This window comes from Pseudomonas sp. S2_C11, assembly GCF_054668395.1.
In genome coordinates, this window is record NZ_CP162765.1 from 3,653,058 (window position 1) to 3,669,480 (window position 16,423).

General features: G+C 60.6%; 15 protein-coding genes. 11 read left to right on the forward strand and 4 right to left on the reverse strand.

From position 1 onward, the window contains the following. The first annotated feature begins 78 nt into the window (after positions 1-78). The gene (locus tag AB4N48_RS16480; protein WP_460093966.1) at positions 79-1,674 is read left to right on the forward strand and encodes a glycoside hydrolase family 17 protein; all 1,596 of its coding nucleotides are present in this window, start codon (positions 79-81) and stop codon (positions 1,672-1,674) included. A 120-nt stretch (positions 1,675-1,794) separates the two neighbouring features. Here the strand turns inward: AB4N48_RS16480 and AB4N48_RS16485 are convergent, their stop codons facing one another. After that, positions 1,795-2,163: a hypothetical protein gene (locus AB4N48_RS16485; RefSeq protein ID WP_150741304.1), complete on the reverse strand. Its 369-nt coding sequence runs from the start codon at positions 2,161-2,163 to the stop codon at positions 1,795-1,797. 224 nt (positions 2,164-2,387) lie between these two features. Here AB4N48_RS16485 and AB4N48_RS16490 point away from each other — a divergent pair, with 224 nt between their 5' ends. Next, complete coding sequence (locus AB4N48_RS16490; protein WP_258707793.1) at positions 2,388-3,686, forward strand: serine/threonine protein kinase; 1,299 nt, start codon at positions 2,388-2,390, stop codon at positions 3,684-3,686. Then, positions 3,679-4,467 carry an MlaA family lipoprotein gene (locus AB4N48_RS16495; RefSeq protein ID WP_041479602.1) on the forward strand — a complete coding sequence of 263 codons (789 nt, stop codon included), beginning with the start codon at positions 3,679-3,681 and terminating at the stop codon, positions 4,465-4,467. The genes AB4N48_RS16490 and AB4N48_RS16495 overlap by 8 nt, the downstream gene beginning before the upstream one ends. A 127-nt stretch (positions 4,468-4,594) precedes the next feature. Here the strand turns inward: AB4N48_RS16495 and AB4N48_RS16500 are convergent, their stop codons facing one another. Then, positions 4,595-5,509: a DUF808 domain-containing protein gene (locus tag AB4N48_RS16500; protein WP_310215026.1), complete on the reverse strand. Its 915-nt coding sequence runs from the start codon at positions 5,507-5,509 to the stop codon at positions 4,595-4,597. Between the two features lie 135 nt (positions 5,510-5,644). Between AB4N48_RS16500 and AB4N48_RS16505 the strand changes: the two genes are divergently transcribed. Further along, complete coding sequence (locus tag AB4N48_RS16505; protein WP_041479604.1) at positions 5,645-6,253, forward strand: TetR/AcrR family transcriptional regulator; 609 nt, start codon at positions 5,645-5,647, stop codon at positions 6,251-6,253. 128 nt (positions 6,254-6,381) lie between these two features. On the opposite strand, the gene AB4N48_RS16510 is transcribed toward AB4N48_RS16505, so the two are convergent. Both AB4N48_RS16510 and AB4N48_RS16515 read right to left on the reverse strand, forming a co-directional pair. Then, complete coding sequence (locus tag AB4N48_RS16510) at positions 6,382-6,840, reverse strand: REP-associated tyrosine transposase (protein ID WP_056783876.1); 459 nt, start codon at positions 6,838-6,840, stop codon at positions 6,382-6,384. A 212-nt stretch (positions 6,841-7,052) separates the two neighbouring features. Then, positions 7,053-7,493, reverse strand: a complete 441-nt coding sequence (locus AB4N48_RS16515; protein WP_041479606.1) for a GlcG/HbpS family heme-binding protein — start codon at positions 7,491-7,493, stop codon at positions 7,053-7,055. A 268-nt stretch (positions 7,494-7,761) separates the two neighbouring features. On the opposite strand from AB4N48_RS16515, the gene gcl reads away from it, so the two are divergent. From gcl to AB4N48_RS16550, 7 genes are all read left to right on the forward strand, one after another. Then, positions 7,762-9,537, forward strand: coding sequence for a glyoxylate carboligase (gene gcl, locus AB4N48_RS16520; protein ID WP_460093968.1), 1,776 nt, complete (start codon positions 7,762-7,764; stop codon positions 9,535-9,537). A gap of 178 nt (positions 9,538-9,715) precedes the next feature. Then, positions 9,716-10,498, forward strand: coding sequence for a hydroxypyruvate isomerase (gene hyi, locus AB4N48_RS16525; RefSeq protein ID WP_095180741.1), 783 nt, complete (start codon positions 9,716-9,718; stop codon positions 10,496-10,498). Positions 10,499-10,660: 162 nt separating this feature from the next. Further along, positions 10,661-11,554 carry a 2-hydroxy-3-oxopropionate reductase gene (locus AB4N48_RS16530; RefSeq protein ID WP_056783869.1) on the forward strand — a complete coding sequence of 298 codons (894 nt, stop codon included), beginning with the start codon at positions 10,661-10,663 and terminating at the stop codon, positions 11,552-11,554. A 154-nt stretch (positions 11,555-11,708) separates the two neighbouring features. Continuing rightward, positions 11,709-12,983 (forward strand): glycerate kinase type-2 family protein, encoded by a 1,275-nt coding sequence (locus tag AB4N48_RS16535; RefSeq protein WP_460093970.1) that lies wholly within the window; start codon positions 11,709-11,711, stop codon positions 12,981-12,983. Next, a complete protein-coding gene (pyk, locus tag AB4N48_RS16540) occupies positions 12,980-14,395 on the forward strand; it encodes a pyruvate kinase (protein WP_076566648.1) in 1,416 nt (471 codons plus the stop codon). Before AB4N48_RS16535 ends, pyk begins: the two co-directional genes overlap by 4 nt. A 226-nt stretch (positions 14,396-14,621) precedes the next feature. Continuing rightward, the gene (locus AB4N48_RS16545; RefSeq protein ID WP_460093974.1) at positions 14,622-15,536 is read left to right on the forward strand and encodes an urea transporter; all 915 of its coding nucleotides are present in this window, start codon (positions 14,622-14,624) and stop codon (positions 15,534-15,536) included. Between the two features lie 21 nt (positions 15,537-15,557). Beyond that, entirely contained in the window at positions 15,558-16,382 is an 825-nt protein-coding gene (locus AB4N48_RS16550; protein ID WP_041479613.1) for an ion transporter, read from the forward strand. The last annotated feature ends 41 nt before the right edge of the window (positions 16,383-16,423 follow it).

Below are 16,423 nucleotides of genomic sequence, written 5' to 3' on the forward strand. Positions count from 1 at the left end.
AAGCGAGATTAATTGACGCCAGACAATCCGCCCGAACTTTGCATGTACAACGCCTGCGAGCCACCTGCCCTTCTATAAATGCAGGTAACATGCGTCGCTTTGCAGCCACTCGGCCTGACCATGTCCGCAACGTACCGATTTCCTTTTCTGCCTTATCTGTTCGCCTGCCTGCTCGGGCTCCTGGCCCTGGGCAGTTTCTGGTATGGCCTCGGCCAACCGGTGATCCTGCCGGACGCCGCGACGCCGACGCACAAGTTGCACTGCGCCTCCTACACACCGTTCGACAAAGACCAATCGCCGTTCGACGTGCCGTTCAAATTGCGCCCCGAGCGCATGGATGCCGACCTCGCGCTGCTGGCGACGCGCTTTGAATGCATCCGCACCTACTCGATGACCGGCCTCGACGCCCTGCCCGATCTGGCGCGCAAACACGGTCTGAAGTTGATGATCGGCGCCTGGGTCAACAGCAACCCGGTCGACACCGAACAGGAAGTCGAGCTGCTGATCAAATCGGCCAATACCAACCCCGACGTGGTTACAGCGGTGATCGTCGGCAACGAAGCGCTGCTGCGCAAAGAGGTCACTGGCGCACAACTGGCCCGGCTGATCAACAAGGTCAAAAGCCAGGTCAAGCAACCGGTGACCTACGCCGACGTCTGGGAATTCTGGCTCAAGCATCCGGAAATCGCCCCGGCCGTGGACTTTCTGACCATTCACTTGCTGCCGTACTGGGAAGACGATCCGTCGAATATCGACGTGGCGCTGCGGCATGTGGCGGATGTGCGTCAGGTGTTCGGCAACAAATTCGCTCCGAAAGACGTGATGATTGGCGAAACCGGCTGGCCCAGCGAAGGCCGCCAGCGCGAGACCGCCGTGCCGAGCCGGGTCAACGAGGCGAAATTCATTCGTGGATTCGTGGCGATGGCCGAGCAGGAAGGCTGGCGTTACAACCTGATCGAAGCCTTTGATCAACCGTGGAAGCGCGGCAGTGAAGGCGCGGTCGGCGGCTACTGGGGGCTGTTCGATGCGGATCGGCAGGACAAAGGCGTGCTCGCCGGACCGGTGAGCAACGTGCCGTACTGGAAAGAATGGCTGGCAGTCGGTGCTTTGATTTTCTTCGGCACGCTGATCCTTGGTGGACGCGTGCGCACCACTCGTTCGGCGTTGCTGCTACCGCTGCTGGGCGCGGTCGCAGCGTGCTCGATTGGCGCCTGGGGCGATCTGGCTCGATTGACCACACGGTTTGCCGGTGAATGGCTGTGGGTCGGCTTGCTGACCGGGTTGAATCTGTTGGTGCTCGCGCATGCCGCGCTGACGTTGAGCGCACGCAGCGGTTGGCGCGCGCGAGCATTCGATTTGCTCGAGCGTCGCGCCGGCTGGCTGGTCGCGGTGGCCGGTTTTGCCGCGGCGGTGATGATGCTGGAAATGGTCTTCGACCCGCGCTATCGCAGTTTCGCCAGCATGGCGTTCGTCCTCCCGGCGCTGGTCTACCTGTGCCGCCCGGTAAGCGTGCCGCGTCGGGAGGTTGCTCTGCTGACCTTTATCGTTGGCGCGGGGATTGCACCGCAGTTGTATCAGGAAGGGATGCTGAATCAGCAGGCGTGGGGCTGGGCGCTGGTCAGTGGATTGATGGTGGTGGCGTTGTGGCGCTGTCTGCGGGTTCGCAAGGCCTGATTTCAGCGCTTTCGAAATCGCCATCGCTGGCAAGCCAGCTCCCACAGGATTTCTGCTGCACACAAATGTTGTGTTCACCTCAATCCCTGTGGGAGCGGGCTTGCCCGCGATGACTGACTGTCAGGCGCTGCGGGACTCGCGGACCAGGCGCAATCCGGCAATCACCACCGCAAATACCGCTAATGTGGTGTTGTACAACGCCAGCGCCGGCAGGCCGAACACCAGCGCCAGCACCGCCAGCCACCACCCTGCCCGTCCCGGCAATACAAACGCCAATACCGCCGCGCCCACCGCCGCCCAGCCCAGCACCTTGAAATGAATCATCAGCCCAAGGTTCGAACGCACCACGCATTCCCAGCGGCCGGCGTCGTCGACACAGATGCCCACCCACTGCCCATCTTCCATGAAGCCATAGCGCGCGGCATAACTGCCGGCCAGCCACAGCGGCAACAAAACAAGCAGCACAATCACGGGCAAGCGGCGGGACATGGAGCACTCCAATCTGCGGAAATCGGCGGCCAGCTTAATCTGCCGACCGGCATTCGCAAGCACTAACAACTGTTAACTGTTCAGCGAGCCCTTGCAACGTGTATCGTCCAGCTACTATTACCCCGAATTCCGCCTGTTTGGTGCCGCAGCATGGCACTTTGGCGCACGGCCGGTGGTCATAGCCTGCGAACTTCAATCGGCACCTTCCTCTAAGGGATCTAGTCATGCTCCGTTCCTTGCGCTTCGCCGCGCTGTTCAGCGGCCTTATCTTGAGTGCGTCCGCGCTGGCGGTGGATATCGACGCCGCCAGCTATGGCTACCCGCTGACCAACCCGTTCGAGGCGACGATCGCCACGACACCACCGGACCTGCGTCCGGAGCTGCCGCTGGACGACGACATCAATCAATCGGACCGCAGCCTCACCCTGCGCCCGGAGCGTGAATTCCAACTGCCGGACAATTTCTGGGCAGTGAAGAAACTCACTTACCGCATCGCCACGCAGGACAAACCGGCGCCGCTTATCTTCCTGATTGCCGGCACCGGCGCGCGCTTTGACAGCACGCTCAACGAATACCTGAAAAAGCTGTATTACAAGGCCGGCTACCACGTCGTGCAGTTGTCCTCGCCGACCAGCTTCGACTTCATCAGCGCTGCCTCGCGTTTCGCCACGCCGGGCGTGACCAAGGAAGACGCCGAAGACATGTATCGGGTGATGCAGGCCGTGCGGGCGCAGAACCCGAAGCTGCCGGTCACCGAGTATTACCTGACCGGCTACAGCCTCGGCGCCCTTGATGCCGCGTTCGTCGCGCATCTGGACGAGACTCGCCGCAGCTTCAACTTCAAGAAAGTCCTGCTGCTCAACCCGCCGGTCAACCTCTATACCTCGGTGACCAACCTCGACAAACTGGTGCAGACCGAGGTCAAGGGCATCAACAACAGCACCACGTTCTATGAACTGGTACTGACCAAGCTGACCCGTTACTTCCAGCAGAAAGGCTACATCGATCTCAACGATGCGCTGCTGTACGACTTCCAGCAGTCCAAGCAGCACCTGACCAACGAACAGATGGCCATGCTCATCGGCACGTCGTTCCGCTTTTCGGCAGCCGACATTGCCTACACCTCGGACCTGGTCAACCGTCGCGGCCTGATCACCCCGCCGAAATTCCCGATCACCGAAGGCACCAGCCTCACGCCGTTCCTCAAGCGTGCGCTGCAATGCGATTTCGACTGCTACATCACCGAGCAGGTTATTCCGATGTGGCGCGCACGCACCGACGGCGGCAGCCTGCTGCAACTGATCGATCAGGTCAGCCTGTATGCGCTCAAGGACTACCTGCACGACAGCCCGAAAATCGCCGTCATGCACAACGCCGACGACGTCATCCTCGGCCCTGGCGACCTGGGCTTCCTGCGGAAAACCTTCGGTGATCGCCTGACCGTTTATCCACTGGGCGGCCACTGCGGCAACCTTAACTATCGCGTCAACAGCGACGCCATGCTGGAGTTCTTCCGTGGCTAAATATCTCCTGCTGATTGCAGCGTTCCTCTGTGCAGGCGTGGCCCAGGCCGACAACAGTAAAGCCGATGCACCGGTGGTGGTCGACAGCGACGGCTTCAAGCAGCCGCTGACCAAACTCAAGTTCAACCCGGGCCTGGATCAGCGCGAATTCGAACGCTCCACGCTCAATGCGCTGAACGTCTATGACCCGCTGGAATCGTGGAATCGCCGGGTCTATCACTTCAACTACCGCTTCGACCAGTGGGTGTTCTTGCCAGTGGTCGATGGCTATCGCTACATCACCCCAAGCTTCGTGCGTACCGGGGTGAGCAACTTCTTCAACAACATTGGCGACGTGCCGAACCTGGTCAACAGCCTGCTGCAGTTCAAGGGCCAGCGCTCGATGGAAACCACTGCGCGCCTGCTGCTCAACACCACGATCGGCATCGCCGGTCTGTGGGATCCGGCAACCGCCATGGGCCTGCCGCGCCAGAACGAGGACTTCGGGCAGACTCTGGGCTTCTATGGCGTACCGGGCGGCGCCTACTTCGTACTGCCGATCTTCGGCCCGTCGAACATCCGCGACACCGCAGGTCTGGCCGTGGATTACACCGCCGACACCGCGATCAACTTCCTCAACGTCGCGGAAGTCAGCTCCAACCACCCGGAAGTCTGGGCCTTGCGTGCGATCGACAAGCGCTACCAGACCAGCTTCCGCTACGGCCAGATGAACTCGCCGTTCGAGTACGAGAAAGTGCGGTACGTCTACACCGAAGCGCGCAAGTTGCAGATCGCCGAGTAAATCGGCTGGCGCAAAACACTGTGGGAGCGAGCCTGCTCGCGAACGCGGAGTTTCAGTCAACATCGATATTGACTGAACTACCGCATTCGCAAGCAGGCTCGCTCCCACATTTGTTATGTGTTGCTGACTAACCCTTCAGCGCTTTCCAGAGCTTGCCTACGACCGAAACCACCGCCAACACCACAGCACCGGCAATAATCCCCGCAACACCATTGAGCAGCATCGGTACGGCAAACCCGGCACTGCCCGCCGCTGCGCCGACACCTTCGATCCAGTGATGCAGCACCGGCACGCCATGGGTCAGGATGCCGCCGCCGACCAGGAACATCGCTGCCGTGCCAACCACCGACAGGGTTTTCATCATGTACGGCGCGGCGCTGAGAATGCCGCCGCCGATCTTTTTCGCCATCTGCCCGGGCTTCTGCGTCAGCCACAGCCCCAGGTCGTCGAGCTTGACGATGCCCGCCACCAAACCGTAAACGCCCACGGTCATGACAATGGCTATGCCGGACATGACGACCACTTGCTGGGTCAGCGAGGCATCTGCCACGGTGCCGAGGGTGATCGCAATGATTTCTGCCGAGAGAATGAAGTCGGTGCGGATCGCGCCTTTGATCTTGTCCTTTTCGTACGCCACCAGATCGGTCGCCGGATCGGCCACTGCTTCGGTCAACTGTGCGTGTTCTGCCTCGTCTTCCTCTTTGCTGTGCAGAAACTTGTGCGCGAGTTTTTCAAAACCCTCGAAACACAGGTACGCGCCGCCGACCATCAACAGCGGCGTCACCAGCCAAGGCACAAAGGCGCTGATTGCCAGCGCCGACGGCACGAGGATCAGTTTGTTGACGAACGAGCCCTTGGCCACCGCCCAGACCACGGGAATTTCCCGCTCGGCGCGCACGCCCGATACCTGCTGGGCATTGAGCGCCAGATCATCACCGAGCACCCCGGCGGTCTTCTTCGCGGCCATCTTGGTCATCAACGCAACGTCATCCAGAACGGTGGCGATGTCATCGATCAGCACCAGCAAACTGCTTCCTGCCATGAATCCTGTTTCCTTCTGTGTATGAATGTTGCCAAGCATAACGCGACCGCCGGCCACAGGCTGCATTGTTGAGCGCCGCTCAAGGCCGGTGCTACCATGCGCCACCGCCAGAACAGGCAAGGAACCACCGGGTTTATGAGCACAATCCGCGAGCGTAACAAAGAACTGATCCTGCGCGCCGCCAGCGAAGAGTTTGCCGACAAGGGCTTCGCGGCGACCAAAACCAGCGACATCGCCGCCAAGGCGGGATTGCCCAAGCCCAACGTCTACTACTACTTCAAGTCCAAGGAAAACCTCTATCGCGAGGTGCTGGAAAGCATCATCGAGCCGATTCTGCAGGCCTCGACCCCGTTCAACCCGGACGGCGTACCGAGCGAAGTGCTGAGCGGCTACATCCGCTCGAAGATCCGCATCTCCCGCGACCTGCCCTACGCCTCCAAGGTGTTCGCCAGCGAAATCATGCACGGCGCCCCACACCTGAGCGCTGACCTGGTAGAGCAGCTCAACGCCCAGGCCAAACACAACATCGCCTGCATCCAGAGCTGGATCGACCGCGGCCAGATCGCCCCGATCGACCCCAACCACCTGATGTTCAGCATCTGGGCCGCGACCCAGACCTACGCCGACTTCGACTGGCAGATTTCCGCAGTGACCGGGAAAGACAAGCTTGATGAAGCCGATTATGAAGCGGCGGCGCAGACGATTATCCGGTTGGTGTTGAAGGGGTGTGAGCCGGATCGGTGAGATCGGGGGAATCGCTTCGCGAGCAGGCTCGCTCCCACAGGGGTTGTGGTGTCCAGACATTTTGTGTCCAATCCAAATCCACTGTGGGAGCGAGCCTGCTCGCGAATGGCCGCAACGCAGATCTCAACTCATAACCAGATCGAATCCCACAACGGATAGTCGCCAAGGCTTTTGACCAGCCCTGCCCGCAATGGGTTGGCAATGACATACCGAGCCATCTTCACCAGATTCTCCTCTTTACGCAGTGCCCGGTCATGGAAGCCAGGTTGCCAAAGGCTGGACTTTCTACCGGTCGAAAGCTTTACCGCTTTGGTGCTGAGGGATTTGGTTCGCTGCATCAATTCGCCGAGCGAGCCACTCTTCAATTCAATCAGCCAGTGAAAATGATCTGGCATTACGACCCAAGCCAGAGAATTGGCCAATCCCGTTTCCTCAGCTGCCCGAAATTGGCTTACAAGCAATCTGCCCAGGAAGAAATCGCTGAATACGGGTTCTCTCCCGGCGGTATTGGCGGTCAGAAGGTAAATGCGGTTGTGTTCTGAATAGCGTCCGATGCGCAAGCGATGTGAAGCAGATAAACCCGGCATTCCGTTGCCTTCTCATATGTTGATCATGAGAAGGCTAGCCGTGGAGATGGCAAAGGGAGCGTCAGACTTTTAGCAAGATGTGTAGCGCAGATCGTATTCGCGAGCAGGCTCGCTCCCACAGTGGGCTTCAGGTGTTCAGACATTTTGTGTCCAACCCTGATCCCATGGGGGAGCGAGCCTGCTCGCGAAAGCGGTTATTCAGACACTGACATTCAACCAACCACCCCGCCATCCGCCCTCAAATCCAGCGCTTCCACCGCTCTGATCGCCACCTGCTCATCCACATCCGACAAATCCCCACTGATCCCGATCGCGCCCAGCACCTCACCCGCCTGATTTCGAATCAACACCCCACCCGGTGCCGGCACTACGCTGCCCTGCCCCATGCTGTTCAACGAAGAAAAAAACGCCGGGCGTTGTTGGGCGTCCTGGGCGAGCAGGCGGGAGCCTTTACCCAGGGCGATGGCGCCCCAGGCTTTGCCGATGGCGATGTCGGGGCGCAGCAGGCTGGCGCCGTCTTCGCGTTGCAGGGCGATCAGGTGGCCGCCGTTATCGAGTACCGCGATGGTCAGCGGTGCGGCGTTGATGCCGCGTCCTGCGTTGATGGCTTCGCTGACCAGGTTGACTGCGACTTTCAAGGTTAAAGCGCTCATGGTGCCGTCCTCATTTTGTTATAGGGAAAGTCGTGGGACTGCGCGTTTGTGCCGCAGTCCGATGCTACAAATAGAACACAACAAGTTATTTTTTTGTATACAATAATTCTCGAAAAGCGCCACATGCGACGAAAAGCCACAGCACAGCGGGCTTCCGACGAATGAAACAGGCGCTTGAGAAAATGGATTGACCTGCGCCGTCCGCCGTGAATACACTCTGCGCAAAGCCACTTGTATACAATTACAAAACGTAAAGAGGCACAAAACAATGAGCAAAATGAGAGCAATCGAAGCCGCCGTTCTGGTGATGCGCCGTGAAGGGGTTGATACCGCTTTTGGCATCCCGGGCGCAGCGATCAACCCGCTGTACTCCGCCTTGCAGAAAGTCGGTGGCATCGATCACGTCCTTGCTCGCCACGTTGAAGGCGCCTCGCACATGGCCGAGGGCTACACCCGCACCAAGGCCGGCAATATCGGCGTGTGCATCGGCACGTCCGGCCCGGCCGGCACCGATATGGTCACCGGGCTCTACAGCGCCTCAGCTGACTCGATTCCAATCCTCTGCATTACCGGCCAGGCACCCCGCGCCCGGATGCACAAGGAAGATTTCCAGGCTGTCGACATCACCAGCATCGTCAAGCCAGTCACCAAGTGGGCAACCACCGTTCTCGAACCGGGCCAGGTGCCTTACGCGTTCCAGAAAGCCTTTTATGAAATGCGCTCCGGCCGTCCAGGCCCGGTGCTGATCGACCTGCCGTTCGATGTGCAGATGGCCGAGATCGAATTCGACATCGACGCTTACCAGCCGCTGCCATTGGCCAAACCGACCGCAACCCGCGTTCAGGTTGAAAAAGCTTTGGCTTTGCTGGATCAGGCTGAGCGCCCACTGCTGGTGGCCGGCGGCGGCATCATCAACGCCGACGCCAGCGACCTGCTGGTCGAGTTCGCCGAGCTGACCGGCATTCCGGTCATCCCTACCCTGATGGGCTGGGGCACCATCCCTGACGATCACCCGCTGATGGTCGGCATGGTCGGTCTGCAGACGTCGCACCGTTACGGCAACGCCACCATGCTCAAATCCGACGTGGTGCTGGGCATTGGTAACCGTTGGGCCAACCGTCACACCGGTTCGGTGGATGTCTACACCGAAGGCCGCAAGTTCATTCACGTCGACATCGAAGGCACGCAGATCGGCCGCGTGTTCACCCCGGATCTGGGCATCGTTTCCGACGCCGCTGCCGCGCTGACCGTGTTCATCGAAGTCGCCCGTGAATGGCAAGCCGCCGGCAAGCTGAAGAACCGCAGCGCCTGGCTGCAGGATTGCCAGCAGCGCAAGGCCAGCCTGCATCGCAAGACCCACTTCGACAACGTGCCGGTCAAGCCGCAGCGCGTCTACGAAGAAATGAACCAGGTGTTCGGCAAGGACACCTGCTACGTCAGCACCATTGGTCTGTCGCAGATTGCCGGCGCGCAGTTCCTGCACGTCTACAAGCCGCGTCACTGGATCAACTGTGGCCAGGCCGGCCCGTTGGGCTGGACCATTCCGGCCGCACTGGGCGTGGTCAAGGCCGATCCGAGCCGTAAAGTCGTGGCCCTGTCGGGGGACTATGACTTCCAGTTCATGATCGAAGAACTGGCGGTCGGCGCTCAGTTCAAACTGCCTTACATCCACGTCGTGGTGAACAACTCGTACCTGGGCCTGATTCGTCAGGCCCAGCGCGGGTTTGAAATGGACTACTGCGTGCAGCTGTCCTTCGACAACTTGAACGCGCCGGAACTCAACGGTTACGGTGTTGACCACGTCGCAGTCGCCGAAGGCCTAGGTTGCAAGGCACTGCGTGTGTTCGAACCATCGGAAATCGCCCCTGCCCTGCGCAAGGCCGAACAGATGATCGAAGAGTTCAAGGTGCCGGTGATCGTCGAGATCATTCTGGAGCGTGTGACCAACATCTCCATGGGTACCGAGATCAACGCGGTCAACGAGTTCGAGGACCTGGCACTGGTCGGCAACGATGCGCCGACGGCGATTTCGTTGCTCGATTGATTGCTTTTAGCCCCCTCTCCCTCTGGGAGAGGGCTGGGGTGAGGGAGAGGTTTTGCGGTGTTCGCACAATCGGGATCAGACTCAGGATTCCCCCTCACCCTAACCCTCTCCCCAAGGAGAGGGGACTGATCGCGTTCAGTCTGACCTACCGTGCCTCATCAGTTTTTAGGAGACCACCATGCCGCGTTTCGCAGCCAACCTGTCCATGCTGTTCACCGAACAGGATTTCCTTGCCCGTTTCGACGCCGCCGCCAAGGCCGGTTTCAGTGGCGTGGAATACCTGTTCCCGTACGACTTCAGCTCGGCTGAAATCAAGGCAAAACTCGAGGCCAACGGTCTGACCCAAGTGTTGTTCAACCTGCCGGCCGGTGACTGGGCCAAGGGCGAGCGTGGCATCGCTTGCCTGCCGGATCGGGTCGAAGAGTTCCGCGCCGGGGTCGATCTGGCGATCGCTTACGCACAAGTGCTGGGCAACACCCAGGTCAACTGCCTGGCCGGCATCCGCCCGCAAGGCGTTGACGATGCCACTGTGGAAAAGACCTTCGTTGCCAACCTCAAATACGCCGCCGACAAGCTGCAAGCGGCGGGCATCAAACTGGTGATGGAAGCGATCAACACCCGTGACATTCCCGGCTTCTACCTGAACAACACGGCGCAGGCCCTGTCGATTCGCGAGCAGGTCGGCAGCGCCAATCTGTTCCTGCAATACGACATCTATCACATGCAAATCATGGAAGGCGATCTGGCCCGCACCCTGCAATCGCACCTGGGCGAGATCAACCACGTTCAGCTCGCGGACAACCCGGGGCGCAACGAGCCGGGTACTGGTGAGATCAACTACCGCTTCCTGTTCGAACACCTTGATCGCATCGGTTATCAGGGTTGGGTTGGTTGCGAATACAAACCGCTGACCACCACCGAAGCGGGCCTGGGTTGGTTGAAATCACACAACGCAATCTAAGAAACACAGCAAATCCCCTGTGGGAGCGAGCCTGCTCGCGAATGCGGTGGTTCAGTCAACACGGATATTGAATGTTCCACCGCATTCGCGAGCAGGCTCGCTCCCACATGAAAAGCAGCTCCCCTATTTGCTTGAGCACGACAAAAACAAGAGGATTTTCTCATGGCTAAAATCGGATTCATCGGCACCGGCATCATGGGCCACCCAATGGCGGCGAACCTGCAGAAAGCCGGTCACAGCCTGTTCCTGTCGCAACACCACGACGCGGCCCCGGCCGATCTGGTCGCCGCTGGCGCCGTCGCCCTGGCCAACCCGCGTGAAGTGGCGCAGGAAGCCGAATTCATCATCGTCATGGTTCCGGATACCCCGCAGGTCGATGACGTGCTGTTCCGCGCCGACGGTGTTGCCGCCGGTATCGGCAAAGGCAAAGTGGTCATCGACATGAGCTCGATTTCACCGACCGCCACCAAAGCCTTCGCGGCGAAGATCAACGAAAAAGGCGCGCAATACCTTGACGCGCCAGTGTCCGGCGGTGAAGTCGGCGCCAAGGCCGCGACCCTGAGCATCATGGTCGGTGGCGACGCCGATGCCTTCGAACGCGCCCTGCCGCTGTTCCAGGCCATGGGCAAGAACATCACCCTGGTTGGTGGCAATGGCGATGGTCAGACCGCCAAAGTGGCGAACCAGATCATCGTTGCGCTGAACATCCAGGCCGTTGCCGAAGCCCTGCTGTTCGCCTCGAAAAACGGTGCCGATCCGGCCAAGGTGCGTGAAGCGCTGATGGGCGGTTTCGCTTCTTCGAAGATTCTCGAAGTGCACGGCGAGCGCATGATCAAAGGCACCTTCGACCCGGGCTTCCGCATCAGCCTGCACCAGAAGGACCTGAACCTGGCCCTGCAAGGCGCCAAGGAGCTGAACATCAACCTGCCGAACACCGCCAATGCCCAGCAGGTATTCAGCACCTGCGCGGCCATCGGTGGCAGCAACTGGGACCACTCGGCGCTGATCAAGGGCCTTGAGCACATGGCCAATTTCTCGATTCGCGACAAAAAATAAAGTCTGCACAAAACCCTGTGGGAGCGAGCCTGCTCGCGAAAGCGGCTTCACATTCAACATCCATGTTGGCTGACATACCGCGTTCGCGAGCAGGCTCGCTCCCACAAGGGTTCCGAGTTGCCCTTTCGAATAACAAGAATTCCGGGAGCCCGCCATGTCGGTCGATCCGCAACAACTGCTGCGCGAGCTGTTTGCCACAGCCATCGACGCGGCCCATCCGAACCAAGTCCTCGAAGCCCATTTGCCTGCCGATCGCACGGGTCGGGTTATCGTCATCGGTGCCGGCAAAGCCGCTGCCGCCATGGCGCAAGTGGTCGAGCGCTGCTGGGAAGGTGAAGTCACCGGTCTGGTGGTGACCCGCTACGGTCACGGCGCCCCGTGCGAAAAAATCGAAGTGGTCGAAGCCGCGCACCCGGTGCCGGACGCCGCCGGTCTGGCCGTGGCCAAACGTGTGCTGGAACTGGTCAGCAACCTGACTGAAGACGACCGCGTGATCTTCCTGCTCTCCGGCGGCGGCTCTGCCTTGCTCGCCCTGCCGGCCGAAGGCATCACCCTCGCTGACAAGCAGTCGATCAACAAAGCCCTGCTCAAATCCGGTGCGACCATCGGCGAGATGAACTGCGTGCGCAAGCACCTCTCGGCGATCAAGGGCGGCCGCCTCGGCAAGGCCTGCTGGCCGGCGACGGTTTACACCTACGCGATTTCCGATGTGCCGGGCGACCTCGCCACCGTCATTGCGTCCGGCCCGACCGTGGCCGACCCGAGCACTTCGGCCGAAGCACTGGCGATCATCAAGCGCTACGGCATCGACATTCCCGCCTCCGTGCGCACCTGGCTGCAAAGTCCGGAATCGGAAACCGTCAAACCCGGCGACCCGTCCCTGGCGCGCAGCCACTTCCAGTTGATCGCCCGCCCGCAGCAATCGCTGGACGCGGCGGCGGTGAAGTGCCGTCAGGCCGGTTTCAGCACCTTGATTCTCGGCGATCTCGAAGGCGAATCCCGCGAAGTGGCGAAAGTCCACGCCGGCATTGCCCGACAGATCATCAACCACGGCCAGCCGCTGGCGGCGCCCTGCGTGATTCTCTCCGGCGGTGAAACCACGGTAACCGTGCGCGGCAATGGCCGTGGCGGACGCAATGCCGAATTCCTCCTCAGCCTGACCGACAGCCTCAAGGGCCAGCCCGGCGTCTACGCGCTGGCCGGCGACACCGATGGCATCGACGGCTCGGAAGACAACGCCGGCGCGATCATGACCCCGGACAGCTACGCCCGCGCCGCCGCACTGGGTCTGAGCGCCAGCGACGACCTGGATAACAACAACGGCTACGGCTACTTCCAGGCGCTCGATGCGCTGATCGTCACCGAGCCGACCCGCACTAACGTCAACGACTTCCGCGCCATTCTGATCCTTGAGAACTGCAAATCATGACGCCTGATAAAAAGGTCAAAATCCTCGCCACCCTCGGCCCCGCCGTCGACGGTATCGACGACATCCGCGAGCTGGTCGAGGCCGGGGTCAACATCTTCCGCCTGAACTTCAGCCACGGCGATCACGCCGACCACGCCAAGCGCTATCAGTGGATCCGCGAAGTCGAGCGCCAGCTCAACTACCCGCTGGGCATTCTGATGGATCTGCAGGGGCCGAAACTGCGCGTCGGCAAGTTCGCTGACGGCAAGGTGCAGTTGCATCGCGGTCAGGCGTTCCGCCTCGATCTCGATACGACAGCGGGCGATGAGCGCCGGGTCAACCTGCCGCATCCGGAGATCATTGCTGCGCTGGAAGCCGGCATGGATCTGCTGCTCGACGACGGCAAGCTGCGCCTGCGCGTGGTCACCAAATACGCCGATGCAATCGACACCAGCGTGCTCAACGGCGGCGAACTGTCCGATCGCAAAGGCGTGAATGTGCCGCAAGCGGTGCTCGACCTCAGCCCGCTGACCGCCAAGGATCGCCGCGATCTGAGCTTCGGCCTGGAATTGGGTGTGGACTGGGTCGCGTTGTCGTTCGTGCAGCGCCCGCAGGACATTGTCGAAGCCCGCGCACTGATCGGCGACAAGGCATTTCTGATGGCGAAAATCGAGAAGCCTTCGGCGGTCGAGCAACTGCGTGAGATTGCTGAGTTGAGCGACGCGATCATGGTCGCTCGCGGTGATCTTGGTGTGGAAGTGCCGGCGGAAAGCGTGCCGCAGATTCAGAAAAACATCATCACCACTTGCCGTGCGCTGGGCAAACCGGTGGTGGTGGCGACGCAGATGCTCGAGTCGATGCGTTTCTCCCCTGCCCCAACCCGTGCCGAGGTGACTGACGTCGCCAATGCCGTGGCCGAAGGCGCCGATGCGGTGATGCTCTCGGCGGAGACCGCGTCCGGTGAGTACCCGCTGGAAGCCGTGCAGATGATGAGCAAGATCATCCGTCAGGTTGAAAACGGCCCGGACTATCAGACCCAGCTCGACGTCAGCCGGCCGAAAGCCGAGGCGACGGTTTCCGATGCGATCAGCTGTGCGATCCGCCGGATCAGCAACGTGCTGCCGGTGGCGGTGCTGGTCAATTACAGCGAGTCCGGCGCCTCGACGTTGCGCGCATCGCGCGAGCGGCCAAAAGCGCCGATCCTCAATCTGACGCCGAACCTGCAAACGGCGCGGCGCTTGAGCGTGGCGTGGGGCATTCATTCGGTAGTCAACGATCGCCTGCGTCAGGTCGACGAAGTCTGCTCGACGGCACTGGAGATTGCTCAGGCGCAAGGCATGGCCGAGCGTGGCGATACGCTGCTGATCACCGCTGGCGTGCCGTTCGGGCAGCCGGGGTCGACCAATTCGCTGCGCATCGAGACGTTGATTTAACCCACCCTAAAAGTGGGTGCATAACCTTGTGGCGAGGGGATTTATCCCCGTTGGGCTGCGAAGCGGCCCCCCATCGGAGAATGCGGTTTCTCTGTGGAAACCGTCACACCCTCAAAAGCGACGACTGCTGCGCAGCCGAACGGGGCGGTGCGACGTTTCGCTAAATCCCTTCGCCACAGGGACTTGCAAGACCTTTTGATGTTCCAACTGCCCAGATTTTCTCAACATGCCTGCCAATCATTTCAACACCCACTGCCCCGACTGGGCCGAGGCTTTGCTCAACGGTTTCAGTCAGATTTTCTTTCAGCGCCACCCGCTGTGCGGCCTGCTGTGTCTGTTGGCGATTCTGCTGACCGCGCCGGTGCTGTTCGCCGGCGCGCTGCTTGGTGGCGTCGCCGGTCTGCTCACCGCGCAACGGCGCAACTACGCCAAGGCCGATCGCCAGGCCGGGTTGTTCAGCTACAACGGCGTGCTGCTCGGCCTGCTGCTGAGCCTGTATTTCCCATGGTCGCCACTGCTGCCGCCGTTGATTCTTGCAGCAGGCGGCTTGAGCGCGATGCTCACGCAGCAATGGCTCAAACACGTGTACCGCAGTCGCGCCATACCGGCGTATACCTCGCCGTTCGTGGCGCTCAGCTGGGTGCTGCTGATGTTCGCCGAGCCGTCCGCGCCGGCGGCATCGGTCGACCTGAACACGACAAATCTGCTGGCCGCTGAACTGCGCGGATTCGGCCAGGTGATGTTTCTCGACCATCCTTTGGCCGGGGCGTTGATTGCCAGCGGTTTGCTGATTGCTGATCGCCGCGCGTTCTGCTGGGCGCTGCTGGCGTCGGCGATCGGCCTGGGCTCGAGTCTACTGCACCACGAAACGTCCGCCGCACTGCTCGGGCTCGGTGGCTATAACGCCGTACTCGCCGCCCTCGCCTTCAGCGCTCAGCGACAAAATCCGTGGCTGCCGCTGCTCGCCATTGTCCTGGCGCTGCTGGTGACGCCGCTGTTTGCCGCCCTTGGAGTGGCGACGCTGACCGCGCCGTTCATCCTCGCCTGCTGGTTGATTCGTGCCGGCATTCAAATGCTTGGCAAAGCGTCGCTCGCGCATGAGTCTTGCGCTCACGAGGAGAATCACCCTAGGCTGCGCTGATCTTCGATTCAGGCGTTATCCATGGACAGCAGCAACAATTGGCGCGAACGGCTTTACGTCATGATTTTCCAGAGCGACACCCCGGCCGGGCGTCGCTTCGACGGCATTCTGCTGTTGATCATCCTCGCCAGTCTGGTGATCGTGATGCTCGACAGTATCGACAGCATTCACCGTAATTACGCCGATGTTCTGGCCTATATCGAGTGGGGCTTCACGGCGATTTTCCTCGGCGAGTACATCCTGCGTCTGTACTGCTCGCCCAAGCCGCTGCGCTATGCCTTCAGCTTTTACGGCCTGGTGGATCTGCTGGCGATCGTGCCGGGCATCCTCGCGCTGTATTACAGCGATGCGCAGTATCTGCTGATCATCCGCATCATTCGGATGCTGCGGATTTTCCGCGTGCTCAAGCTCAGCCCGTATCTCAAGCAAGCCAACTATCTGATGTCGGCGCTGCGCGGCAGCAAGCAGAAAATCGTCGTGTTTCTGGTCAGCGTGTGCACGCTGGTGACAGTGTTCGGCACGCTGATGTACGTGATCGAAGGCCCGGAACATGGCTTCACCAGCATTCCCAAAGGCATCTATTGGGCGATCGTGACCTTGACCACTGTGGGCTTCGGCGACATCGTGCCGAAGACGCCGCTGGGCCAGGTGATTTCCTCGCTGGTGATGATCACCGGTTACTCGATCATCGCCGTGCCCACAGGGATTTTCACCGCTGAGCTGGCCAACGCCATGCGCGGCGAACAGCTGCAACATGACTGCCCGGGCTGCCAGAAAAAGAGCCATGAACAGAGCGCAGCGTTCTGTTCGCGCTGCGGCAGTCAGCTGTTCAAGAAAGTGGAATAAGCACAGAGCTTTTTAATCTTTAAGCGACTATGCGAGGCCCG